Here is a 22334-nt window from a genome sequence, read left to right on the forward strand (position 1 = left end):
AAAATAAAAAGAAGAGGAACTGATACATGGCTACGCGCGAAACCGGCAATGTGAAGTGGTTCAACGACGCCAAGGGCTACGGCTTCATTCAGCGCGAGGACGGGGTGGACGTGTTCGTGCATTACCGCGCGATTCGCGGCGATGGGCACCGCTCGTTGGCTGAAGGCCAGCAGGTTGAATACGGCGTGGTGACTGGCGAGAAGGGCTTGCAGGCTGAGGATGTGGTGGGGCTGTAAGCTTTAAGATCAAAAGATCGCAGCCTTCGGCAGCTCCTACAGGTGTACACATGACCCTGTAGGAGCTGCCGAAGGCTGCGATCTTTTTGTTTTTACACGGTTTTCCAGGTGATTTCTTCTTCACCATCAGCGCTGATGCGCATCCAGCGATCGGCCGATTCTTCACCTTCTTCTTCGACCCAGCTACCCGGCGCGCAACGCACTTCTACGTTCAGCGCGGCAAACGCAGCGCGGGCGCAGGCGATGTCGTCTTCCCATGGGGTCTGGTCGCTTTCCAGGTACAGGCTGTTCCATTTGCCCACGGCTTTCGGTAGCCAGGTCACGGGCACGTTGCCGGCCTTGCACTTGAAGGTCTGGCCTTTCTGGACCCAGTCGGTGCATGGGCCCAAAGCCGCGCCGAGCCACGCCGCGATGGCCTTGTAGTCGACGTCGGCGTCTTTCAGGTAAATCTCGATATCGGGTTGGCGCATGGATGTCCTCACTGCGGGTCTGAAAAATCCATTCGCGGATTTAGCCGGCCTTGAGCCGTTGCTCAAGACCAAAAATTATTGAAGTACGAAATAATCGTAGCGCATCGAAACAGTGACCTCGAACGGCTCGACCTGTTCGATGACCGCTGCCCGGCGTTCAGCACTGGCGCGCCAGCCGTGTGGCGTCATGGCCAGCAGGTTCGCACGGTCCTGACCCTTTTCCAGCGTCAGTTTGAATTCCAGGGTTTCGCTGTGGTGCAGCGTCATGCCTTCCGGCACCAGGGCCAGATGCTTGTCGTCAGTGTATTCACGGACTTCGTCGTACAGACGTTCGCGCAATTCCATCAGATGGCCGCTGGTCGGCCCGACTTTCATCAAGCCGCCACCGGGGCTGAGCAGGCGTTTGGCTTCTTCCCAATCCAACGGGCTGAAGACGCTGGCGAGAAACTGGCAGCTGCCCGAGGCCAATGGCACCCGCGCCATGCTGGCGATCAACCAGGTCAGTTGCGGGTTGCGTTTGCAGGCGCGTTTGACGGCTTCCCGGGAAATATCCAGCGCGTAACCGTCGGCGTTCGGCAAGGCCTCGGCGATTTGCGCGGTGTAGTAACCCTCGCCACAACCGATGTCCAGCCAGCGCTGCGGTGCGTATTGCGCAGCCAGTTCGGCCAGGCGCTTGGCCACAGGAGCGTAATGACCGGCGTTCAAAAAATCTCGCCGGGCTTCGACCATCGCCAGGTTATCCCCAGGGTCGCGGCTGTTTTTGTGCTGCACCGGCAACAGGTTCAGGTAACCCTGACGCGCGCGGTCGAAACGATGCCCGGCGGGGCAGGCCACGCCGTTGTCCACCGCGTTCAGCGGTTCGCTGCAGATCGGGCAGGCGAGCATCAGGCGAGCAACTTGATCAGGGTCTGGTAGTAGATTTCGGTCAGCACATCGAGGTCGGCGGCCAGCACACGCTCGTTGACCTGGTGGATCGTCGCGTTGACCGGGCCCAGTTCAACCACTTGAGTGCCCATGGTCGCGATGAAGCGCCCGTCGGAGGTGCCACCGCTGGTGGAAGCTTTGGTTTCGCGACCAGTGATGTCCTTGATGCTCGAAGCAACGGCATCCAGCAACGCACCTGGCTCCGTGAGAAATGGCAGACCGGACAGCGCCCAGTCGATGTGCCAGTCCAGGCCATGTTTGTCGAGGATGTCGGCGACGCGTTTTTGCAGGCCTTCGACGGTGGATTCCGTGGAGAAGCGGAAGTTGAATACCGCCACCAAATCACCCGGGATCACGTTGGTCGCGCCGGTGCCGGAGTTCACGTTGGAAATCTGGAAGCTGGTCGGCGGGAAGAAGTCGTTGCCGTGGTCCCAATGCTCGGCGGCTAGTTCGGCCAGCGCCGGGGCGGCGAGGTGGATCGGGTTCTTCGCCAGGTGCGGATACGCCACGTGGCCCTGCACCCCGCGCACGGTCAGCTTGGCGCCAAGGGAGCCGCGACGGCCGTTCTTCACCACGTCACCCACCAACGTAGTGCTCGACGGTTCGCCGACGATGCACCAGTCCAGGCGTTCCTTGCGCGCGGCGAGGCGCTCAATAACAGCCTTGGTGCCGTGGTGCGCCGGGCCCTCTTCGTCGCTGGTGATCAGGAATGCCACTTTGCCCTTGTGATCCGGGTAATCGGTGACGAAACGCTCGGCCGCCACGGTCATGGCAGCGAGGCTGCCTTTCATGTCCGCCGCACCACGGCCGCAGAGCATGCCGTGTTCGTCGATCACTGCGTTGAACGGATCGATCTGCCAGGCGGTCACCGGGCCGGTCGGCACTACGTCGGTGTGGCCGGCGAAGCACAGCACCGGACCGTCGTGCTTGCCGTGGATCGCCCAGAAGTTATCCACATCTTCGATCCGCATGGGCTCAAGCGCAAAACCGGCATCGCCCAGGCGCTGCATCATCTGCTTCTGGCAATCGGCGTCGACCGGCGTCACGGACGGACGGCGGATCAGGTCGATGGCGAGTTGAAGGGTCGGCGAAAGGTCGGCGTAGGCCGTCATGGGGAACTCCGAAAGCTGGGGGCAAGGCGCGCAAAATGGCGGTTATCTTAAAGCAAAACGGCGGCCATTGGCCGCCGTTTAGTGCATCTGTAGCGATTTAGACCGCCGGTGCCGGTTCGCCCTGGACCGAAGGTTTTGGCAGCGAAGACAAGAACGCCATGATCAGCGCCGCCAGGTATGGCAACGATTGCACCAGCAACATGGTCACCCAGAAGCGCATGTCGTTGCTCGGCATGCCGTTCACCAGGTAGATCCCCAGCGCCGCGCCCCACAACAGCAGCATGATGAACACTTCTTCGCGCGCCTCCGAAATCGCCACCCAGAAGCCGTGATTGTCGGCGTTCTTCGGTGTGCGGAAGAACGGAATGCTGCTGGTGAAGAAGCCGTACAACACCGCTTTGGCGATGGTGTGCGACAAGGCCAACCCTGCCAGTGCCGCGCAGAATGCATCCTTCAGGTTGACCCCGACCGCACGGCGGTAGAGGAAGATGATCTTGCCAACCTTGAATACGAACAGCGCCAGTGGCGGGATCGCGAAAATCAACAATGGCGGATCGACCCGTTGCGGCACGATGATCATCGCCGCCGACCACAACAAGGCGCCCACGGTGAAGAAGATGTTCATGCCGTCCGCCACCCACGGCAACCAGCCCGCGAGGAAGTGATAACGCTGGCCACGGGTCAGCTCGGTGTCCTTGCCGCGCAACAGGCTGGCGGTGTGACGCTTGATGATCTGAATCGCGCCGTAGGCCCAGCGGAAACGCTGTTTCTTGAAGTCGATAAAGGTATCGGGCATCAGGCCTTTGCCGTAGCTGGTGTGGTAATACGCCGCCGACAGGCCTTTTTCGAATACGCGCAGACCCAACTCGGCATCTTCACAGATGCACCAGTCAGCCCAGCCCAATTCCTCGAGCACCGAGCGCCGGGTCATGGTCATGGTGCCGTGCTGGATGATCGCGTCACGGTCGTTACGGGTGACCATGCCGATGTGGAAGAAACCTTTGTATTCCGCGTAGCAGAGCTTCTTGAAGGTACTTTCGTTCTGGTCGCGATAATCCTGCGGCGACTGCACCACGGCGATTTTCGGATCGGCGAAGTGCGGCACCATGTGCTTGAGCCAATTCGGGTCGACGCAGTAGTCCGAGTCGATCACCGCAATCACTTCGGCATCCTTGGCGGTGTGCGGAATCAGGTAATTCAGCGCGCCACCCTTGAAGCCTGCCAACGGCGCAACGTGGAAGAACTTGAAGCGCGGGCCCAGGGTTTCGCAATAATCGCGCACAGGTTCCCAGACCGCCGGGTCCTTGGTGTTGTTGTCGATGATCAGAACTTCGAAGTCTGGATAGTCAAGGTTGGCCAAGGCATTGAGGGTCTGTTTGACCATCTCCGGCGGCTCGTTGTAGCAAGGTACGTGAATCGAGACTTTCGGTCGGTAGTCCGAATCGCCCACCACCGGCAGGAATTCACGCCGGCGTTTGTGGGTCCAGACCGCTTCGGCCAGTTCGTGGGCCTCGGTCAGCAGCACGATAAACACCCCGAGCGCGCCGAGGGCAAGGAGGAAGCCCACCGTCAGGCTGAACCAGGTGCTGTATTGCAGGCTGTAGTCGTAACCGATCCATACCAACACCGAACCGCAGAGGAACGCGATGAAGGTCAGGAAGGTACGGCCGCGTTGACGCAGGGCCGAACCGTCGATCATCAGCAAGGTCAGGGAGAGCAGGGCCAACACCACCGAACCGACCGCGAGCACGCGCCATTGCGGAATGGCGACGACCGGGCCTTCGAAGTTGAATTTCTGCTGACGAGCGGCGTTGAACACGCCCCAATAGGCGCCTACCGAGCCTTCGTCGCTGGCTTTCCAGGGTTGGTCAAACGCTTCGATCACAAAGTAGTTGAAGCCCTGGCGGTTGAGCTTGTTGACCAGTGTGCGCAGGTAAATCGCCTGGTCTGCCGGCGACGCATCGGCGCCGCCACGCATGCGGCCGTTGCTCGGCCAGCCGACTTCCGACAGCAGCAGCGGCTTTTTCGGGAACATCTTTTTCAGATCGCGGGCACGGTCGAGTACGAACTGTCCGGACTGCTCCATCGGCACATGTTCCCAGTACGGCAGGACGTGGGCAGCGATCAGGTCGACGTGCTTGGCCAGGCTGGGGTTTTCTTCCCAGACGTGCCATTGCTCGGAGGTCGTCACCGGCACTTTGACGGCCGCGCGGACGCGATCAAGGATCACGCTCAGTTGTTCGGCGTTGATTTCCTTGCGGAAGATCGCCTCGTTACCCACCACCACGCGAACCACGCTGCGGGAGGTATTGGCCAGTTCGATGGCGCGCAGGATTTCACGCTCGTTGCGCACAAGATCCGGGCTGATCCAGATACCCAGCGTCACGCGCAAACCGAACTCTTCGGCGAGCTTGGGAATATCGCCCAGCGTGCCGTCGACCGAGTAAGTACGGATGTTGTCCGTCAACTTGCTCATGATCTCCAGATCGCGACGCATTTCATCGTCGGTCGGGTACTGCTCTTTTTGTGGGTACTGGCCTTGCTGGAACGGCGAGTACGAAAAGCCGGAGATCTGTTCAGGCCAGTTCGGGGTGGTGACCGGGCGATTGATCAGCGCCCAGAAGCCGGTAAACAAGGCTGCGATGGCGAGCACCACGACCAGGTTGAGTCCAAATTTACGCGATGACATAGCTATTTCAGGTTCCAGGGGCTGCAGAACGAAGGAACGGTCGGCGGCTGGTTGCCAAGAGGCCGGGGGCGCGCATCCTACACCGTGCTTTCACTTACCGTACAGCAGGCAGGGAAAAGCTTGACGTTGGGCAATCCGGTTTCATTAAAGTTCTTTCACTTTGTCGCGTGTAACTTAGAACTTGTGGCTGCGTAGCCCTATAATGCGCGCCGGTTTTTGGGGTAATGGTCATGAGTACAGAAGATCCGCGGTTTGCAGGCATCGCCCGTTTGTATGGCATCGAGGGCCTGGAGCGCCTGCGCGCGGCCCACGTGGCGATCGTCGGCGTGGGTGGCGTCGGTTCGTGGGCGGCGGAAGCCGTTGCCCGGTGTGGCGTGGGCGAGATTTCGCTGTTTGACCTGGATGACGTCTGTGTCAGCAACGCCAACCGTCAGTTGCACGCGCTGGACAGCACCGTTGGCAAACCCAAGGTCGAAGTGATGGCCGAGCGCCTGCGCGGGATCAACCCGGACTGCACGGTGCACGCCGTGGCGGATTTCGTCACCCGCGAGACCATGGCCGAGTACATCACGCCGAACATCGACTGCGTGATCGACTGCATCGACAGCGTGAATGCCAAGGCGGCGCTGATCGCCTGGTGCAAGCGCCGCAAGATCCAGATCATCACCACCGGCGGTGCGGGCGGGCAGATTGATCCGACACTGATACAGGTCTGCGACTTGAACCGGACATTCAATGATCCATTGGCCTCGAAAGTGCGCTCCACGTTGCGCCGCGACTACAACTTCTCCCGTACCGTGACCCGTCATTACAGCGTGCCATGCGTGTTTTCCACCGAACAACTGCGCTATCCGAAACCGGATGGCAGTATTTGCTTGCAGAAGAGTTTTGTCGGTGATGGTGTGAAGCTTGACTGTGCTGGAGGGTTTGGTGCGGTGATGATGGTAACGGCGACGTTTGGCATGGTCGCGGCGACCAAGGCTGTGGATAAGATAGTTGCCGGAGTTCGGCGGCCGGCGGATCGCATAAAACCTGAGGCTTAAAGTCGAACCCCTGTAGGAGCTGCCGAAGGCTGCGATCTTTTGATTTTCAAGATCAAAAGATCGCAGCCTTCGGCAGCTCCTACGCGTCGCTCAGGCTCCGCATCCGCTGTAGCACGGCGTTGAGGCCATTACTGCGCGACGGCGACAGTTGCCGCGACAAGCCCAGCTGATTAAACCAGTCCGGCAAATCCACCTGCTGCAACTCGACTGCCGACAATCCATTAACCCGCGCCAACAACAAGGCCACCAACCCGCGAATCAACCGCGCATCACTGCTCGCGGCAAACTGCCAGTGGCCATCCTGCAACGCGCCCACCAGCCACACTTGGCTTTCACAGCCATGTACACGGTTGGCGTCGACCTTATCCACATCGCTCAACACCGGCAGGCGATCGCCCCATTGCATCAGCAGGCGCGCCCGCTGTTCCCAGCCAGCGGTATTCTGAAACGTGTTCAGCGCCGTAGCGGCATCGGCGGGCAAGCTCATCGCAGCAACTCCAACGCCTGATCCAGCGCTTCAAAGAATCGCTCCAGGTCTTCGGAGTCGTTGTACAGCGCCAATGACACTCGAATCGCCCCGGCCAGCTCAAACCGCTTGAGCAACGGCATGGCGCAATGATGACCGGCGCGCACCGCGATCCCCTGTTCCGTCAGCAAATGCGCCAAATCAGAGTTATGCACACCCTCGACGACAAAACTGGCCAGCGCCAGTTGCGGCTTGCCCAGCAAGCGAATGCCGTTGCGCGCTTCAAGGCCTTTGAGCAAATAGTCATGCAGCGCTGCCTCATGGGCCGTCACGGCGTCCTGACTGAGCCCTGCCAGATAATCCACGGTCGCGCCCAGACCGATCACACTGGCGATCGGCGGTGTTCCCGCCTCGAACCCCAGTGGCGCTGGTCGAAAGCGAGCGCTGTGGTAATCCGCGTCCAGCACCATTTCACCGCCGAATTGCCAATGACGCAGTTGCTTGAGCGCTTCATTGCGCCCGAACAGTACGCCCAGGCCATCGGGGCCATAGAGCTTGTGGCTGGAAAACACATAAAAATCGCAACCCAGCGCCTGCACGTCATGCCGACCATGGACCACGCCTTGAGCGCCATCGACCACGGTCAGCGCATTGTGCGCCTGGGCCATCGCCAGCAGGGCGGGCAACGGCTGCCAGGCACCGAGAACATTGGACAGCTGACTGACCGCCAATAAACGGGTTTGCGGACCGATCAACTGCGCGGCGGCATCAAGGTCGATCAAACCGTCGGCATCCAGCGGCAGGATCACCAGTTTCAGCTCGCAACGGAGGGCAAGCTGCTGCCACGGCAACAGATTGGCGTGATGCTCCAGGGCGCTGATGACTATTTCATCGCCCGGATTGAAAAGATGTTCCAGGCCATAAGCCAGGAGGTTCAGCGCAGACGTTGCGCCATGGGTAAAGATGATCTGCCCGCAATCGCCGGCATTGAGCCAATGGGCGACTTTGCTGCGGCTGGCCTCGAACGCCTGCGTGGCATGAGCGCCGGGCAAATGTTGCGCCCGATGCACGTTGGCCGCGCCGTTGGCGTAGTAATGCGCCAGGGCATCCAGCAGGGCTTGAGGTTTTTGTGTGGTGGCGGCGTTGTCCAGATACGTCTGGTCTTGCCGTTGCAATGCGGCGATGGCCGGAAAATCGGCGCGCCAGGGAGAGGGAATCATCATGCTATCGGGCCCTGGTGGGTGTACGCCGGACCCTGTGGGAGCGAGCTTGCTCGCGAAGCTTTTGGCGACCTTACGGACGCCTTCGCGAGCAGGCTCGCTCCCACAGGTGATCATGCGACGCTTAGTTGTGAGCGTGCAGCGCTTCGTTCAGTTCGATAGCCGATTTGTGGGTTTTGCATTCCACGGCACCGGTCTCCGAATTGCGACGGAACAACAGGTCAGGTTGACCGGCCAGTTCACGAGCCTTCACGACTTTGACCAGCTTGTTGTGCTCGTCCAGCAGCGCCACTTTGGTACCAGCGGTCACGTACAGGCCGGATTCAACAGTGTTGCGATCGCCCAACGGGATACCGATACCGGCGTTGGCGCCGATCAGGCAGCCTTCGCCGACCTTGATCACGATGTTGCCGCCGCCCGACAGGGTGCCCATGGTCGAACAGCCGCCGCCCAGGTCCGAACCTTTGCCAACGAACACGCCAGCCGACACGCGACCTTCGATCATGCCCGGGCCTTCGGTGCCGGCGTTGAAGTTGACGAAACCTTCGTGCATCACGGTGGTGCCTTCGCCGACATAAGCGCCGAGACGGATACGTGCTGCGTCAGCGATGCGCACGCCGGCCGGAACCACGTAGTCGGTCATTTTCGGGAACTTGTCCACCGAGAACACTTCCAGCAACTCGCCGCGCAGACGGGCTTCGAGTTGATGTTCGGCCAGTTCGGCCAGGTCGATCGCGCCCTGGCTGGTCCACGCCACGTTCGGCAGCAGAGGGAACACGCCAGCCAGGTTCAGGCCATGCGGCTTGACCAGGCGATGGGACAGCAGGTGCAGCTTGAGGTAAGCCTCTGGTGTCGAGGTCAACTGTGCATCTTCGGCCAGAAGGGTCGCGACCAGCGGCTTGTGGCTCTCGGCCAGACGGGTCAGCAGGGCAGCCTGGACAGCGTCGACGCTTTTCAGGGCTTCAGCCAGTTGCGAAGCCTGAGCGGTGCTGAACGCAATGGCCTGATTGCCTTCGGTGTAGCCCAGAACAGGGGCGATGGCGGCGACCAGTTCGGCCGACGGGTTGAGCAGTGGCTGCGCGTAAAACACTTCCAGCCATGCGCCTTGACGGTTTTGAGTGCCGACACCAAAGGCCAGGCTGAACAGAGTAGTGGACATGTTGATACCTCTAACAAAATGGAACGGGCTGCCTTACTTGAGAGCTGCCGCGTAGATATCTGGCTTGAAGCCAATCAGGGTTCGGTCACCGAGATCAAGCACCGGGCGCTTGATCATCGAGGGTTGTGCGAGCATCAGTTCGATGGCTTTGCGCTGGTCGAGATCGGCTTTGCGTTCGTCGTCGAGCTTGCGAAAGGTCGTGCCTGCACGGTTCAACACCACTTGCCAGCCGTGCTCGTCGCACCATTGGGTCAGGTGTTCACGGTCGATTCCGACCGCCTTGTAATCATGGAAGTCATAGCTGACAGCGTGTTCATCGAGCCAGGTGCGCGCCTTTTTCATGGTGTCGCAGGCTTTGATGCCGAAAAGGTGCAACGTTTTGCTTGAAACGGTCAAGGAATTGCCCCCTTTGCAGGTGCTGGAAATTAAAGGTGACGGATTATGCCATGACCGGACGGTTTCGGCTGCGGCGCGATTTCAGTTGCGCTCTGATGCGATTGAGCTGCGACTCAATGTGCACCGGCGGTGGCACAGCTTAAGTGGCGAACATGGCACTTTGACGGCAAGCTGTCGCTTTGTGAGGCGTCTGTGTTGCTCGGCCTTTTCTCTGACGGGACAGTTGTGGTTTCGAAGGGCGTCGGTCAGCTGGATGATGACGTACTGCGAGGGGTGTTGGCCTGACTTGATTAAAGTAAGGCCGCACTGGGTCAGGCACTCAGATCTATGTTAGCCAGTTTTAAATTTTTCAACGGGGATAAATCGTACTGATGAATTCAATGTCCTTTTCAGAAATTTCTGTGTTGGCCGGGATTTCAATCTTGTCCCACATGACATCGGCCGAGAAGGGATAATGCATGATGGATTTTTGATCGTATGGCGATAAACGGAACTGGTCGCGATTTAGTTCTTTTAAGATATTTAAATAAGTATTCTCTTTCGTCCATCCTAAATCTTGATATTTTTTGTAGAGCTTCGGTACGTTCCAGTCCAGCGTTCTGTCAGGATGTTGATGTTGATGTTGATGTTGATGTTCATGCTCAAGCCCAAGGGCATGACCAAATTCATGGATGGCTGCACTGGTAAAGAATGGGGTTTCGTAGTCGATGCCCAGTTGCATTGTAGGAAGATGTGGCAGTACCCCCAGCGCGTCTGTTCCCACAGCCGAGGCGCCATTGCTGTTCATGTCCGGAGAAAGCAATATTCGAATGTCTCCCTCATATAATTGATCATTATCATCCAGTTCGATGAATTCGAAATTCAAATTGACGTGCGGCGCCCATTGATTGATAGCCGCCACTACAGTCTGGAACATTTCTTCGTTCCATAGGGAAATGGCGATCCGAAGGGTTCGGCCGTTTTTCCAGAACTTGGTGTAATTTGCCACGCTTAACGTCTTTAAGGATGATTGCTTGCTATCGGCATTTCCGTCGCGCTCCAGGATGGCTATTTTATAAGCGCACCGATCATCGAGATTGGATAGATGACACGTTTTGGTAAAGTTCATATTCTTCTCTTTGTTAGTTGCATGTCTCCGGCACATATCTATTGATATGTTGCACCTGAAAGTCGTGCTTACGGAATGAACTCTATTAATTGATTATGGAAGTCAAAAAGAGAAGGGGTGAAGTGTTTCGGTGTGTTTGATTTTAATGCGTGAGGGAAGTTTCGCATCATATTGCGTGATGCGAAACTCGAAAGTGCAATTGTATAACTTTAGGGTCAGCGCCGACGCTGAATGAAGTTGCGAATACGTTCAGCTGCTTCAACGCATTCCGCCAGCGGCGCAACCAGAGCCATGCGCACTCGGCCGGCGCCTGGATTGGTGCCGTCAACGTTACGGGACAGGTAAGAGCCCGGCACCACGGTCACATGCTCTTCGACGAACAGATCGCGGCAGAACGCCTCGTCGTCGCCTTCAACATTCGGCCACAAATAGAAACCACCATCCGGGCGCTGCACGTCCATCACCGGGCTGAGGATTTCCAGCACCGCATCGTATTTCTCGCGATACAACTCCCGGTTGGCACGCACATGCACTTCGTCATTCCAGGCAGCGACGCTGGCCAGTTGAGTCTGAACCGGCATCGCGCAGCCGTGGTAGGTGCGATACAACAGGAAGCCTTTGAGAATGTCCGCATCACCGGCCACGAAGCCTGAACGCAGGCCCGGCAGGTTGGAGCGCTTGGACAGGCTGTGGAACACCACGCAACGCTTGAAGTCTTTGCGGCCCAGTTCCACGCAGGCGCTGAGCAAGCCGGCCGGCGGGGTTTGTTCGTCGAAGTACAGTTCGCTGTAGCACTCGTCGGCGGCGATCACAAAGTCGTATTCGTCGGCCAGGGCGATCAGCTTCTTCAGGGTTTCAACCGGGATCAAGGCGCCGGTCGGGTTACCCGGCGAGCACAGGAACAGGATCTGGCAGCGTTTCCAGATGTCTGACGAAACCGCATCGAAATCCGGGTTGAAGCCGTTTTCATCCAGGCATGGCAGGTAATGCGGCTTGGCCCCGGCAAGAAACGCCGCGCCTTCGTAGATCTGATAGAACGGGTTCGGGCTGACCACCAGGGCGTCGTCGCCACGGTTGACCACGGTCTGGGTGAAGGCGAACAGCGCCTCGCGGGTGCCGTTGACCGGCAGCACATTGCGCGCCGGGTCGAGCCAGCCGTGCGGAACGCTGAAACGACGTTCGCACCACGCGACGATGGCTTCACGCAGGGCCGGGATGCCGAGAGTGGTCGGGTACACGGCCATCTGATCCAGATTGCTGGCCAGGGCTTCGGCGACAAAGCTTGGCGAGCGGTGTTTCGGCTCGCCGATGGACAGTGCGATGGCGCGTTTGTCCGGGTTTGGCGTGACGCTGCCGAGCAGGGCGCGGAGTTTCTCGAACGGGTAGGGCTGCAATTGGGTCAGAGCGTTGTTCATCGGGGGCCTCGTTCAATGTGGGAGCGGGCTTGCTCGCGAAAGCGGTGTGTGAGTCACCATCAATGTTGTCTGACAGGACGCTTTCGCGAGCAAGCCCGCTCCCACAGGGGGAATTTATTAATTCAGATACTCAGGTGCGACAGTTTGATATCGGGTTCGTGGCTGACGCTGAGCTGTTTGACGATCGCATCCTGCAAGCGGCTGCACAGCAACGGGTCGGACAGCGGCTGGTTGTTCGCGTCGGTAATAAAGAACACGTCTTCCACGCGCTCGCCCAGGGTCGCGATCTTGGCGTTTTGCAGCGACAAGTCGAACTCCAGGAAGATCGTGCCGATCCGCGCCAACAGGCCGGGGCGATCCGGGGCGCTGAGCTCCAGCACGGTTACCGGGCGTTGGGCGTCGTTGTGGATCGTCACCTGTGGCGCAAACGCAAAATGCTTGAGCTGGCGCGGCACCCGACGCTGGATGATCGTCGGGTAATCGTCCGGGTTGCGCAGGGCATCGGTCAGGCCTTCGCGGATTTGCTTGACCCGTGTCGGGTTGTCGCCAATGGAGTCGCCGTCGGTGTCGAGCACGATGTAGGTGTCGAGGGTGAACTGGCTGCTGGAGGTGATAACCCGGGCGTCGTGAATGTTCAGGTTGAGCTGGTCCATCGCGGCCACGGTCACGGCGAAGAAGTCGTGCTGGTCCGGTGCATAGATGAAGATCTGTGTGCCACCTTCGAATTCGCGCTGAGTGGTTTCCTTGATCAGCACCAGCGGCCCGCCGTCCGCCGGCTGCTGCAGGATAGCGTCGCTGTGCCAGGCCACGTCGCCGGCAGTGTGGCGCAGGAAGTAGTCATCGCCCAATTGCGCCCACAGCTGCTCGACGTCGTCCGGGTCGGTACCGCCGCGCACCAGAATGTCCAGTGCGGCGCTCTGGGTCTGGCGAATCTGCTCTTCGCGGTCCACCGGGTTTTCCAGGCCTCGGCGCAAGGCACGCTTGGTCTCGGTGTAGAGCTGGCGCAACAGACTGGCGCGCCAGGAATTCCACAGCGTCGGGTTGGTGGCGTTGATGTCGGCGACGGTCAGCACGTACAGATAATCGAGGTGGGTTTCGTCGCCAACGATCTGCGCGAAATCATGGATGACCTGCGGGTCGGACAAGTCTTTGCGCTGGGCAGTGGTCGACATCACCAAATGGTTCTGCACCAGCCAGACGATCAGGCGACTGTCCCACACCGGCAACTGATGGCGCTGGCAAAAGGCCTCGGCATCCACGGCACCGATTTCCGAGTGATCGCCATGCCGGCCCTTGCCGATGTCGTGGTACAGACCGGCCAGGTAGATCAGCTCGGGTTTGGGCAGTTTGCCCATGAGCTTGCTGGCCAGCGGGAATTTTTCCGACACCTGGGTGTACTGCAACTTACGCAGGTGTTTGATCAGGTTCAGGGTGTGAGCATCGACCGTATAGATGTGAAACAGATCGTGCTGCATCTGCCCGACAATAAAGCCGAACTCCGGCAAGTAGCGCCCGAGGATGCCGTAACGATTCATGCGTCGCAGGTTGCGGTGGATGCCGATCTTGCACTTGAACAGCTCGATAAACAGGCTGGTATTGCGGATGTCGTTGCGGAAATCGTCATCGATCAGGTGGCGATTTTCTCGCAGCAGGCGAATGGTGTCGGCGCGCACGCCTTTGATTTCCGGCTGCTGAGCCATCAGTACGAAGATTTCCAGCATGGCGAACGGCGTGCGGCGGAACACGTTGTCGTTGCGCGCCTCGATGTAACCGTCGTGCAGCTGGAATCGCGAGTTGATCGGCTGCGGCGGCGCTTCGTCTTCCGGCGCGAGGATGACTTCCTCGAAGTGCTGGATGATCAGGTCGCTGAGCTGGGCAATGCTCATGACCACCCGGTAATACTGCTGCATGAAGTTTTCGATGGCTTGCTTGGCGTCATCGCCTTTGAAGCCCAGCAGACCGGCAATTGTGCGCTGGTGATCAAACAACAAGCGGTCTTCGGAACGGCCTGCGAGCATGTGCAGGGCGTAGCGAACCTTCCACAGAAATTCCTGGGAGGAGGCCAGCAGGGCGTTTTCGCTCTCGACCAGGAAACCTTCGCCGGCCAGGGCCCGCAGGTTCAGGGTGCCGTACTCACGACGGGCCACCCACAGAATCGTCTGAATATCCCGTAGGCCGCCAGGCGAGCCTTTGACGTTGGGTTCCAGGTTGTATTCGGTGTCGTTGTACTTGTGGTGACGAGCCTTCTGCTCGGCGCGTTTGGCCAGGAAGAAGTCCTTGCTCGGCCACATGTGCGCGGTGCTGGTGACGTCCAGCATGCGCTGGCGCAAGCGCTCGGGGCCGGCGATGGTGCGGCTTTCCATCAGGTTGGTGATTACCGTCAGGTCGGCGCGGGCCTCCTGGACGCATTCGTCCACCGAGCGAACGCTCTGGCCCACTTCCAGGCCAATGTCCCACAACAGCGTCAGAAAACGCTCAATGGAATCGCGGAAAATTTCATGATCGGCGCTGTCCAGCAGGATCAGCAGATCGATATCGGAATAAGGGTGCAACTCACCGCGGCCGTAGCCGCCGACCGCGACCAGCGCGATGTCGGCGTCTTCGCTCCAATTGAATTGCTCCCAGGCCTTTTGCAGGATGTTATCGACGAACCAGGCGCGATCCTCGATCAGCCGGCGAATGTCGCGGCCGCTGCGAAAGCGCCCGTCGAGCACCTCGCGGGCCTGGCGAATCGCCTTCTTGAAGGCCGCGATCGGGCTTGCCTTCAGGGCCAGTTCAGCCTGGAACTGGCCACGGTCGAAGAGTTCGGGATCCACCTGCGGCATCGATTGGCTTTCCTGTCTATAAGGCTGAGAAACTACACGGCCCGGATCAGGCCGAAACGCGCGGGATGGTGTCGTCGGCGCGCAGGGTGAAGATCTCGTAACCGGTTTCGGTCACCAGCAGGGTGTGTTCCCACTGTGCCGACAGCTTGCGGTCCTTGGTGATCGCGGTCCAGCCGTCGCCCAATACCTTGGTGTCGGCTTTACCCTGGTTGATCATCGGCTCGATGGTGAACGTCATGCCGGCTTTCAGCTCCATGCCGGTGCCGGCGCGGCCGTAGTGCAGGATCTGCGGCTCTTCGTGGAATACCTTGCCGATGCCGTGACCACAGAATTCGCGAACCACGGAAAAACCGTTCTTTTCAGCGTGCTTCTGAATGACTTCACCGATGTCGCCCAAGCGGCAACCGGGTTTGACGATCTCGATGGCCTTGTACATGCATTCCTGGGTTATTTGCGACAAGCGCTCGGCCCAGACCGGCACGGTGCCAACGTGGAACATGCGGCTGGTGTCGCCGTGGTAGCCGTCCTTGATGACCGTGACGTCGACGTTCAGCGTGTCGCCGTCCTTCAATGGCTTCTCGTTCGGAATACCGTGGCAGACCACGTGATTGATCGAGGTACAGATCGACTTCGGAAAGCCTTTGTAGTTGAGCGGGGCAGGGATGGCTTTCTGCTCGTTGACGATGTAGTCGTGGCAGATGCGGTCCAGTTCTTCGGTGGTGATGCCCGGCTTGACATGTTCGGCAATCATTTCCAGCACATCGGCGGCCAGTCTGCCGGCGATACGCATTTTTGCGATGTCCTCGGGGGTTTTGAGGGTGACGGTCATACAGGCTCTCTTTGCGCTCGATGGCGCTTTCTAAAACGAAATGGGCGTTTCGCGATCAATCTTCACGGCCCTGAAAAACGCGATTCTAACAGACGAGCAGCGCAAATCTGAGCCTCTGTGCATCGCTTCTCCTTATAGAATGGCGCATTCTTGGAGGATTCCAAGGGGCGGAACCAAAGCACGCGCCAGGATTTAACAATCCGGGTTCCGTTTTTTTCAGCCGTGTGATATAAAATGCGCCGCTTTCCGGGGATCCCCTGAAAAGCCTAAATCCACACACGTGTCGACACGATGACCTGGGTGCCTTCAGCTGATGCTGCTGGTTGGTCATTGGGATACGTGGAGGCCAAACCCGACTTATTAAGGAACTATCATGTCCCAAGTCAACATGCGCGATATGCTGAAGGCCGGTGTGCACTTCGGTCACCAGACCCGTTACTGGAACCCGAAAATGGGTAAATACATTTTCGGCGCGCGTAACAAGATCCACATCATCAACCTTGAAAAAACCCTGCCAATGTTCAACGAAGCTCTGACTTTCGTAGAGCGTCTGGCCCAGGGCAAAAACAAGATTCTGTTCGTCGGCACCAAGCGTTCCGCTGGCAAGATCGTTGCTGAAGAAGCAGCACGTTGCGGTTCGCCGTACGTCGATCACCGCTGGTTGGGCGGCATGCTGACCAACTTCAAAACCATCCGTGCTTCCATCAAGCGTCTGCGTGACCTTGAAGTGCAAGCCGAAGACGGTACTTTCGCCAAGCTGACCAAGAAAGAAGCGCTGATGCGCACTCGCGATCTTGAGAAGCTCGATCGTTCCCTGGGTGGTATCAAGGACATGGGCGGTCTGCCAGACGCTCTGTTCGTTATCGACGTTGATCACGAGCGCATCGCGATCACCGAAGCCAACAAGCTGGGCATCCCGGTTATCGGCGTTGTCGATACCAACAGCAGCCCGGAAGGCGTTGACTACATCATCCCAGGCAACGATGACGCAATCCGCGCTATCCAGTTGTACATGGGTTCGATGGCTGACGCAGTAATCCGCGGTCGCAACCACGTTGCTGGCGGCACCGAGCAGTTCGTTGAAGAAGCTCCGGTAGCAGCAGCTGAGTAATTGACGCCTTGGCGTTGACTCAGTAAGCAAAAAGGGGGCTTGGCCCCCTTTTTGCCACCTCGAAAACCGTTTGTCGGCGGCGCAGTTACAGTCTATGTAACCTGCAGCAGCCAGCAAGGGTGGTTCGGGAAGAATTGATCGCCCGTTCGATCGGGTGGAATGGTTGAAAACCTATCCAAGAGGAATTTTGAAATGGCAGAGATTACTGCAGCGTTGGTCAAAGAACTGCGCGAGCGTACTGGCGAAGGCATGATGGACTGCAAAAAAGCCTTGACCAAGGCTGGCGGCGACATCGAAAAAGCCATTGATGACATGCGTGCTTCGGGTGCCATCAAAGCTGCCAAGAAAGCTGGCAACGTTGCCGCTGAAGGCGCTATCGCTCTGAAGGAAGACGGTAAATCCGCCGTTCTGCTGGAAGTGAACTCGCAGACCGACTTCCTGGCTTTGCAGGATGACTTCAAGGCATTTGTCGCTTCCAGCGTTGAAAAAGCGTTCGCTGACAAACTGACTGACGTTGCTCCGCTGATCGCCGCTCAAGAAGCTGATCGCCTGGTTCTGGTCGGCAAGGTTGGCGAAAACGTCAATATCCGTCGCCTGGCTCGCGTTGAAGGTGATGTTGTTGGCGGTTACCTGCACGGCAACAAGATCGGTGTTGTGGTTGCCCTTAAAGGCGGCAGCGTTGAGCTGGCCAAAGACATCGCCATGCACGTAGCGGCGACCAACCCTGAATTCCTGCTGCCATCGGAAGTTTCCGCTGAAGCGGTCGAGCGTGAGAAGGGCGTGTTCCTGACCCTCAACGCTGACAAGATCGCCGGCAAGCCGGAAAACATCGTTGAAAACATGGTCAAAGGCCGTATCAGCAAGTTCCTGGCTGAAGCGAGCCTGGTTGAGCAGGCGTTCGTCAAGAACCCTGAAATCAAGGTCGGCGAACTGGCCAAGAAAGCCGGTGCTGAAATCGTTTCCTTCACCTACTTCAAAGTAGGCGATGGCATCGAGAAGCCGGTCGACAACTTCGCTGAAGAAGTTGCTGCCCAGCTGGCTGCCGCCAAGCAATAAGACGGTTTTTTAACTGTCGCCCTGAAGAGGCTGCCCGCTTACGCGCGCAGCCTCTTTTCAGATGGGGCACCAATTTTTAATTGGTTTCCTTTTGGAACTGGCTTACAAAGCCATGTTCCGATGGCGCTGAAGCAGTGCCAAGCTAGAGTGAACGCCAGCTGTAAACAGCTCGCAAAGTTTTTTTATAATACGCCGCAGGAGAGATTCGCAATGGCTCAGCAGGGCAGTGGTTATCAGGCTCGCTATAAACGCATTCTACTCAAGCTTAGCGGCGAGGCCCTGATGGGCTCGGAAGAGTTCGGGATCGATCCGAAAGTTCTGGATCGCATGGCGCTGGAAGTCGGTCAATTGGTCGGCATCGGTGTTCAGGTCGGTCTGGTGATCGGTGGCGGTAACCTGTTCCGCGGTGCAGCGCTGAGCGCGGCCGGCATGGATCGGGTCACGGGCGACCACATGGGCATGCTGGCCACTGTGATGAACGCCCTGGCCATGCGCGATGCGCTGGAACGTGCCAATATCTCGGCCATCGTGATGTCGGCCATTTCCATGGTTGGCGTGACCGATCACTATGATCGCCGCAAAGCCATGCGCCACCTGAACGCCAAGGAAGTCGTGATTTTTGCGGCCGGTACTGGCAATCCGTTCTTCACCACGGATTCGGCAGCGTGTCTGCGTGCAATCGAAATCGATGCCGATGTCGTGCTCAAGGCCACCAAGGTCGATGGCGTCTACACCGCTGACCCATTCAAAGACCCGCATGCCGAGAAGTTCGATCATCTGACTTACGATGAAGTGCTGGATCGCAAGTTGGGGGTGATGGATCTGACCGCCATTTGCCTGTGCCGCGACCACAAGATGCCGTTGCGCGTCTTTAACATGAACAAGCCCGGCGCCCTGCTGAACATCGTGCACGGCGGCGCTGAAGGGACCCTGATCGAGGAAGGCCAACAATGATCAATGAAATCAAGAAAGACGCTCAAGAGCGTATGCAGAAATCCCTGGATTCTCTGAACCATGCATTTGGCCAGATTCGCACTGGCAAGGCGCACCCGAGCATTCTGGGTAGCGTGATGGTGCCGTACTACGGCACAGACACCTCCATCACCCAAGTGGCCAACATCACCGTAAAAGACTCCCGCACCCTGCAAGTCGTGGCGTTCGAGCGCAACATGCTCGCCGCTGTCGATAAGGCCATCCAGAGCGCGGGGCTGAACCTCAACCCTACCAACCTGGGTGAGTTGCTGCTGATCTCCATGCCTGCCCTGACCGAAGAAACCCGCAAGGGCTTCACCAAGCAGGCTCGCAGCGCCGCCGAAGACGCCCGGGTTGCTGTGCGCAACATTCGTCGCGATGCATTGGGTGAACTGAAAAAACTGGTCAAGGACAAGGAAATCAGCGAAGACGAAGAGCGTCGTGCTGCCGCCGATATCCAGAAGCTCACCGATAAGGCTGAGGCCGATATCGACGCGGCGACCAAGCAAAAAGAAGCGGACCTGATGGCCGTTTAAGGGTCGCGTTTTCATGGAAAAGACCAAGCAGACTGCGCCGTTCGCGGTGCCGCGCCATGTCGCGATCATCATGGATGGTAATAATCGCTGGGCGAAAAAGCGCTTTATGCCGGGTGTCGCCGGTCATAAAGCGGGTGTGGATGCCGTTCGTGCGGTGATCGAGGTGTGTTTCGAGGCCAAGGTCGAAGTATTGACCCTCTTCGCCTTCTCCAGCGAGAACTGGCAGCGCCCGGCTGACGAGGTCAGTGCCTTGATGGATCTGTTCTTCAAGGCATTGCGCCGCGAAGCCAAGCGCCTGAACGAAAACAACATCAGTCTGCGCATCATTGGCGACCGTTCACGCTTTCATCCAGAGCTTCAAGCTGCCATGCGTGAAGCTGAAGCAATGACGGCGGGCGCCAATCGCTTCGTTCTGCAGATCGCAGCCAACTACGGCGGTCAGTGGGATATCGCGCAGGCTGCACAGCGTCTGGCGCGGGAAGTTCAAGCCGGGCACCTGCGTCCGGAAGACATCACCCCGGAATTGTTGCAAACCTGTCTGGCGACCGGCGATTTGCCGTTGCCGGACTTGTGCATCCGTACCGGTGGCGAGCACCGCATCAGTAACTTCCTGCTGTGGCAACTGGCTTACGCCGAGTTGTACTTCTCCGACCTGTTCTGGCCGGACTTCAAACACGATGCCATGCGTAATGCGCTGGCCGATTTTGCTTCTCGCCAGCGCCGCTTCGGTAAAACGAGCGAGCAGGTCGAGGCTGGGGCCCGGGTTTAATGCTTAAACAACGAATCATCACCGCGCTGATCCTGCTGCCGATTGCCCTGTGCGGGTTTTTCCTGCTCGAGGGCACCGGCTTTGCGCTGTTCATCGGGCTGGTCGTGACCCTCGGTGCATGGGAGTGGGCTCGCCTGGCGGGCTTCACTGAGCAGCCGATCCGCGTTGGCTATGCGGCAGTGGTCGCGTTGATGCTGTTTGTCATGCATATCCTGCCTGGGCTCGCGCCCTGGGTGTTGGGTGCTTCGGTGCTTTGGTGGGGCGTTGCAACCTATCTGGTGCTGACTTATCCGCGCTCCAGCGAACTTTGGTCTAGCGCTGCCTGCAAGCTGGGGATCGGTCTGCTGATCCTGCTGCCCGCTTGGCAAGGTCTGGTCCAGATCAAACAGTACCCTTTGGGCAACTTGCTCATCTTGGCGGTCATGGTGTTGGTCTGGGGCGCTGATATCGGTGCTTACTTTTCCGGCCGGGCCTTTGGCAAGCGCAAGTTGGCACCGCAGGTCAGTCCCGGCAAAAGCTGGGAGGGCGTCTACGGTGGCCTCGCACTGAGTCTGGTCATCACCGTTGTTGTCGGTCTGTTTCGCGACTGGACGGTGGCGCAGCTGTTTAAAGGTCTGATGGGCGCAGCCATCATTGTGTTCATCTCGGTGGTAGGTGATCTCACCGAAAGCATGTTCAAGCGTCAGTCCGGGATCAAGGACAGCAGTAATCTGCTGCCGGGTCACGGCGGCGTGCTGGACCGTATCGACAGCCTGACGGCAGCGATTCCGGTGTTTGCCGTGCTGCTGTGGATGGCGGCACCGTGAGCCGCCCACAGCAGATTACGGTCCTGGGGGCGACCGGCTCGATTGGTCTGAGCACTCTCGATGTCATCGCTCGTCATCCCGAGCGTTATCAGGTTTTTGCCTTGAGCGGTTTCACTCGTATGAGCGAGCTGCTTGCGCTGTGTGTTCGTCATACGCCGCGATTCGCCGTGGTGCCTGAGGCGGGTGCTGCCCGAGGCTTGCAGGACGACTTGCGCGCCGCAGGTCTGCCGACTCGCGTGCTGGTGGGTGAGGAGGGGTTGTGTCAGGTTGCCTCCGATCCTGAAGTCGATGCGGTCATGGCGGCCATCGTTGGCGCCGCGGGCTTGCGACCGACCCTGGCGGCGGTCGAGGCGGGCAAGAAAATCCTCCTGGCCAACAAAGAAGCACTGGTGATGTCCGGTGCGCTGTTCATGCAGGCGGTACGCAAGAGTGGTTCGGTATTGCTGCCGATCGACAGCGAGCACAACGCGATTTTCCAGTGCATGCCACAGGATTTCGCTCGCGGGCTGGGTGCAGTCGGGGTCCGTCGGATTTTACTCACAGCCTCTGGCGGTCCGTTCCGACAGACGCCTATGGCTGAGCTGGTGCATGTTACCCCTGACCAGGCGTGTGCCCATCCGAACTGGTCCATGGGGCGCAAGATTTCGGTGGATTCGGCCAGCATGATGAACAAGGGGCTCGAGTTGATCGAGGCCTGCTGGCTGTTTGATGCCAAGCCGTCCCAGGTCGAAGTGGTGATTCATCCTCAAAGCGTGATTCATTCGCTGGTCGATTACATCGACGGTTCGGTACTGGCCCAGTTAGGTAACCCTGACATGCGCACGCCGATCGCCAACGCGCTGGCCTGGCCGGAGCGAATCGACTCGGGTGTTGCGCCGCTGGACCTGTTTGCAATTGCGCGGCTGGACTTTCAGGCGCCTGATGAACAGCGATTCCCGTGTCTGCGCCTTGCGCGTCAGGCAGCCGAATCCGGCAATAGCGCGCCGGCCATGCTTAATGCGGCGAATGAAGTAGCTGTCGCGGCCTTTCTCGACGGGCGGGTTCGCTACCCGGAAATCGCGAGTATCATCGAAGAAGTGTTGAATCTTGAGCCTGTGGTTGCGGTTGATGATCTCGAGGCCTTATTCACGGCCGACGCGAAAGCGCGAGTTCTGGCCGGGCAATGGTTGAGTCGTCACGGTCGGTAAGTGCT

General features: G+C 58.7%; 21 protein-coding genes. 9 read left to right on the forward strand and 12 right to left on the reverse strand.

Going from position 1 to position 22334, the window contains the following annotated elements:
• Window positions 1-26 precede the first annotated feature (26 nt).
• A complete protein-coding gene (locus ACYZTX_RS07885) occupies window positions 27-236 on the forward strand; it encodes a cold-shock protein (protein ID WP_462033597.1) in 210 nt (69 codons plus the stop codon).
• A 92-nt stretch (window positions 237-328) separates the two neighbouring features.
• On the opposite strand, the gene ACYZTX_RS07890 is transcribed toward ACYZTX_RS07885, so the two are convergent.
• From ACYZTX_RS07890 to ACYZTX_RS07905, 4 genes are all read right to left on the reverse strand, one after another.
• On the reverse strand, window positions 329-706 hold the full coding sequence (locus ACYZTX_RS07890; RefSeq protein ID WP_462033598.1) for a hypothetical protein: 378 nt from the start codon (window positions 704-706) through the stop codon (window positions 329-331).
• 75 nt (window positions 707-781) lie between these two features.
• Window positions 782-1591 (reverse strand): putative RNA methyltransferase, encoded by an 810-nt coding sequence (locus ACYZTX_RS07895; protein WP_462033599.1) that lies wholly within the window; start codon window positions 1589-1591, stop codon window positions 782-784.
• The gene (dapE, locus tag ACYZTX_RS07900; RefSeq protein WP_462033600.1) at window positions 1591-2742 is read right to left on the reverse strand and encodes a succinyl-diaminopimelate desuccinylase; all 1152 of its coding nucleotides are present in this window, start codon (window positions 2740-2742) and stop codon (window positions 1591-1593) included. Before dapE ends, ACYZTX_RS07895 begins: the two co-directional genes overlap by 1 nt.
• Window positions 2743-2839: 97 nt before the next feature.
• A complete protein-coding gene (locus ACYZTX_RS07905) occupies window positions 2840-5431 on the reverse strand; it encodes a glycosyltransferase (protein ID WP_462033601.1) in 2592 nt (863 codons plus the stop codon).
• Between the two features lie 230 nt (window positions 5432-5661).
• Between ACYZTX_RS07905 and tcdA the strand changes: the two genes are divergently transcribed.
• Complete coding sequence (gene tcdA, locus ACYZTX_RS07910) at window positions 5662-6474, forward strand: tRNA cyclic N6-threonylcarbamoyladenosine(37) synthase TcdA (RefSeq protein WP_161807497.1); 813 nt, start codon at window positions 5662-5664, stop codon at window positions 6472-6474.
• Window positions 6475-6553: 79 nt separating this feature from the next.
• On the opposite strand, the gene ACYZTX_RS07915 is transcribed toward tcdA, so the two are convergent.
• From ACYZTX_RS07915 to map, 8 genes are all read right to left on the reverse strand, one after another.
• On the reverse strand, window positions 6554-6961 hold the full coding sequence (locus ACYZTX_RS07915; RefSeq protein WP_462033602.1) for a SufE family protein: 408 nt from the start codon (window positions 6959-6961) through the stop codon (window positions 6554-6556).
• On the reverse strand, window positions 6958-8163 hold the full coding sequence (locus ACYZTX_RS07920; RefSeq protein WP_462033603.1) for an aminotransferase class V-fold PLP-dependent enzyme: 1206 nt from the start codon (window positions 8161-8163) through the stop codon (window positions 6958-6960). Before ACYZTX_RS07920 ends, ACYZTX_RS07915 begins: the two co-directional genes overlap by 4 nt.
• Before the next feature lie 121 nt (window positions 8164-8284).
• Window positions 8285-9319 carry a 2,3,4,5-tetrahydropyridine-2,6-dicarboxylate N-succinyltransferase gene (gene dapD, locus ACYZTX_RS07925; protein WP_462033604.1) on the reverse strand — a complete coding sequence of 345 codons (1035 nt, stop codon included), beginning with the start codon at window positions 9317-9319 and terminating at the stop codon, window positions 8285-8287.
• A gap of 33 nt (window positions 9320-9352) precedes the next feature.
• On the reverse strand, window positions 9353-9715 hold the full coding sequence (locus tag ACYZTX_RS07930; protein ID WP_462033605.1) for an ArsC family reductase: 363 nt from the start codon (window positions 9713-9715) through the stop codon (window positions 9353-9355).
• Between the two features lie 349 nt (window positions 9716-10064).
• Window positions 10065-10823 carry a zinc metalloprotease gene (locus ACYZTX_RS07935; RefSeq protein ID WP_462033606.1) on the reverse strand — a complete coding sequence of 253 codons (759 nt, stop codon included), beginning with the start codon at window positions 10821-10823 and terminating at the stop codon, window positions 10065-10067.
• Between the two features lie 215 nt (window positions 10824-11038).
• Entirely contained in the window at window positions 11039-12238 is a 1200-nt protein-coding gene (gene dapC / locus ACYZTX_RS07940; protein ID WP_462033607.1) for a succinyldiaminopimelate transaminase, read from the reverse strand.
• 122 nt (window positions 12239-12360) lie between these two features.
• Window positions 12361-15063, reverse strand: coding sequence for a [protein-PII] uridylyltransferase (locus ACYZTX_RS07945; RefSeq protein ID WP_462033608.1), 2703 nt, complete (start codon window positions 15061-15063; stop codon window positions 12361-12363).
• A gap of 46 nt (window positions 15064-15109) precedes the next feature.
• The gene (map, locus tag ACYZTX_RS07950) at window positions 15110-15892 is read right to left on the reverse strand and encodes a type I methionyl aminopeptidase (RefSeq protein WP_462033609.1); all 783 of its coding nucleotides are present in this window, start codon (window positions 15890-15892) and stop codon (window positions 15110-15112) included.
• A gap of 373 nt (window positions 15893-16265) precedes the next feature.
• Between map and rpsB the strand changes: the two genes are divergently transcribed.
• The 7 genes from rpsB to ispC all read left to right on the forward strand — a co-directional run bounded on the left by rpsB (window position 16266) and on the right by ispC (window position 22329).
• Window positions 16266-17003 (forward strand): 30S ribosomal protein S2, encoded by a 738-nt coding sequence (rpsB, locus tag ACYZTX_RS07955; protein WP_003219330.1) that lies wholly within the window; start codon window positions 16266-16268, stop codon window positions 17001-17003.
• A 192-nt stretch (window positions 17004-17195) separates the two neighbouring features.
• Window positions 17196-18059: a translation elongation factor Ts gene (gene tsf, locus ACYZTX_RS07960; RefSeq protein WP_033056302.1), complete on the forward strand. Its 864-nt coding sequence runs from the start codon at window positions 17196-17198 to the stop codon at window positions 18057-18059.
• A 210-nt stretch (window positions 18060-18269) separates the two neighbouring features.
• Window positions 18270-19013: a UMP kinase gene (pyrH, locus tag ACYZTX_RS07965; RefSeq protein WP_003172271.1), complete on the forward strand. Its 744-nt coding sequence runs from the start codon at window positions 18270-18272 to the stop codon at window positions 19011-19013.
• Window positions 19010-19567 (forward strand): ribosome recycling factor, encoded by a 558-nt coding sequence (gene frr, locus ACYZTX_RS07970; RefSeq protein WP_276196847.1) that lies wholly within the window; start codon window positions 19010-19012, stop codon window positions 19565-19567. The genes pyrH and frr overlap by 4 nt, the downstream gene beginning before the upstream one ends.
• Window positions 19568-19580: 13 nt before the next feature.
• Complete coding sequence (gene uppS, locus ACYZTX_RS07975) at window positions 19581-20336, forward strand: polyprenyl diphosphate synthase (RefSeq protein ID WP_462033610.1); 756 nt, start codon at window positions 19581-19583, stop codon at window positions 20334-20336.
• Entirely contained in the window at window positions 20336-21142 is an 807-nt protein-coding gene (locus ACYZTX_RS07980; protein ID WP_462033611.1) for a phosphatidate cytidylyltransferase, read from the forward strand. The genes uppS and ACYZTX_RS07980 overlap by 1 nt, the downstream gene beginning before the upstream one ends.
• Window positions 21139-22329 carry a 1-deoxy-D-xylulose-5-phosphate reductoisomerase gene (gene ispC / locus ACYZTX_RS07985; protein WP_462033612.1) on the forward strand — a complete coding sequence of 397 codons (1191 nt, stop codon included), beginning with the start codon at window positions 21139-21141 and terminating at the stop codon, window positions 22327-22329. The genes ACYZTX_RS07980 and ispC overlap by 4 nt, the downstream gene beginning before the upstream one ends.
• The last annotated feature ends 5 nt before the right edge of the window (window positions 22330-22334 follow it).

This window comes from Pseudomonas sp. MDT1-17 (assembly GCF_054898105.1).

Bases quoted from the DNA above. Each gene is read 5' to 3' on its own strand.
- ACYZTX_RS07885 (WP_462033597.1), top strand. From the start codon at position 27: ATGGCTACGCGCGAAACCGGCAATGTGAAGTGGTTCAACGACGCCAAG.
- ACYZTX_RS07890 (WP_462033598.1), bottom strand. From the start codon at position 706: ATGCGCCAACCCGATATCGAGATTTACCTGAAAGACGCCGACGTCGAC.
- ACYZTX_RS07895 (WP_462033599.1), bottom strand. From the start codon at position 1,591: ATGCTCGCCTGCCCGATCTGCAGCGAACCGCTGAACGCGGTGGACAAC.
- dapE (WP_462033600.1), bottom strand. From the start codon at position 2,742: ATGACGGCCTACGCCGACCTTTCGCCGACCCTTCAACTCGCCATCGAC.
- ACYZTX_RS07905 (WP_462033601.1), bottom strand. From the start codon at position 5,431: ATGTCATCGCGTAAATTTGGACTCAACCTGGTCGTGGTGCTCGCCATC.
- tcdA (WP_161807497.1), top strand. From the start codon at position 5,662: ATGAGTACAGAAGATCCGCGGTTTGCAGGCATCGCCCGTTTGTATGGC.
- ACYZTX_RS07915 (WP_462033602.1), bottom strand. From the start codon at position 6,961: ATGAGCTTGCCCGCCGATGCCGCTACGGCGCTGAACACGTTTCAGAAT.
- ACYZTX_RS07920 (WP_462033603.1), bottom strand. From the start codon at position 8,163: ATGATGATTCCCTCTCCCTGGCGCGCCGATTTTCCGGCCATCGCCGCA.
- dapD (WP_462033604.1), bottom strand. From the start codon at position 9,319: ATGTCCACTACTCTGTTCAGCCTGGCCTTTGGTGTCGGCACTCAAAAC.
- ACYZTX_RS07935 (WP_462033606.1), bottom strand. From the start codon at position 10,823: ATGAACTTTACCAAAACGTGTCATCTATCCAATCTCGATGATCGGTGC.
- dapC (WP_462033607.1), bottom strand. From the start codon at position 12,238: ATGAACAACGCTCTGACCCAATTGCAGCCCTACCCGTTCGAGAAACTC.
- ACYZTX_RS07945 (WP_462033608.1), bottom strand. From the start codon at position 15,063: ATGCCGCAGGTGGATCCCGAACTCTTCGACCGTGGCCAGTTCCAGGCT.
- map (WP_462033609.1), bottom strand. From the start codon at position 15,892: ATGACCGTCACCCTCAAAACCCCCGAGGACATCGCAAAAATGCGTATC.
- rpsB (WP_003219330.1), top strand. From the start codon at position 16,266: ATGTCCCAAGTCAACATGCGCGATATGCTGAAGGCCGGTGTGCACTTC.
- tsf (WP_033056302.1), top strand. From the start codon at position 17,196: ATGGCAGAGATTACTGCAGCGTTGGTCAAAGAACTGCGCGAGCGTACT.
- pyrH (WP_003172271.1), top strand. From the start codon at position 18,270: ATGGCTCAGCAGGGCAGTGGTTATCAGGCTCGCTATAAACGCATTCTA.
- frr (WP_276196847.1), top strand. From the start codon at position 19,010: ATGATCAATGAAATCAAGAAAGACGCTCAAGAGCGTATGCAGAAATCC.
- uppS (WP_462033610.1), top strand. From the start codon at position 19,581: ATGGAAAAGACCAAGCAGACTGCGCCGTTCGCGGTGCCGCGCCATGTC.
- ACYZTX_RS07980 (WP_462033611.1), top strand. From the start codon at position 20,336: ATGCTTAAACAACGAATCATCACCGCGCTGATCCTGCTGCCGATTGCC.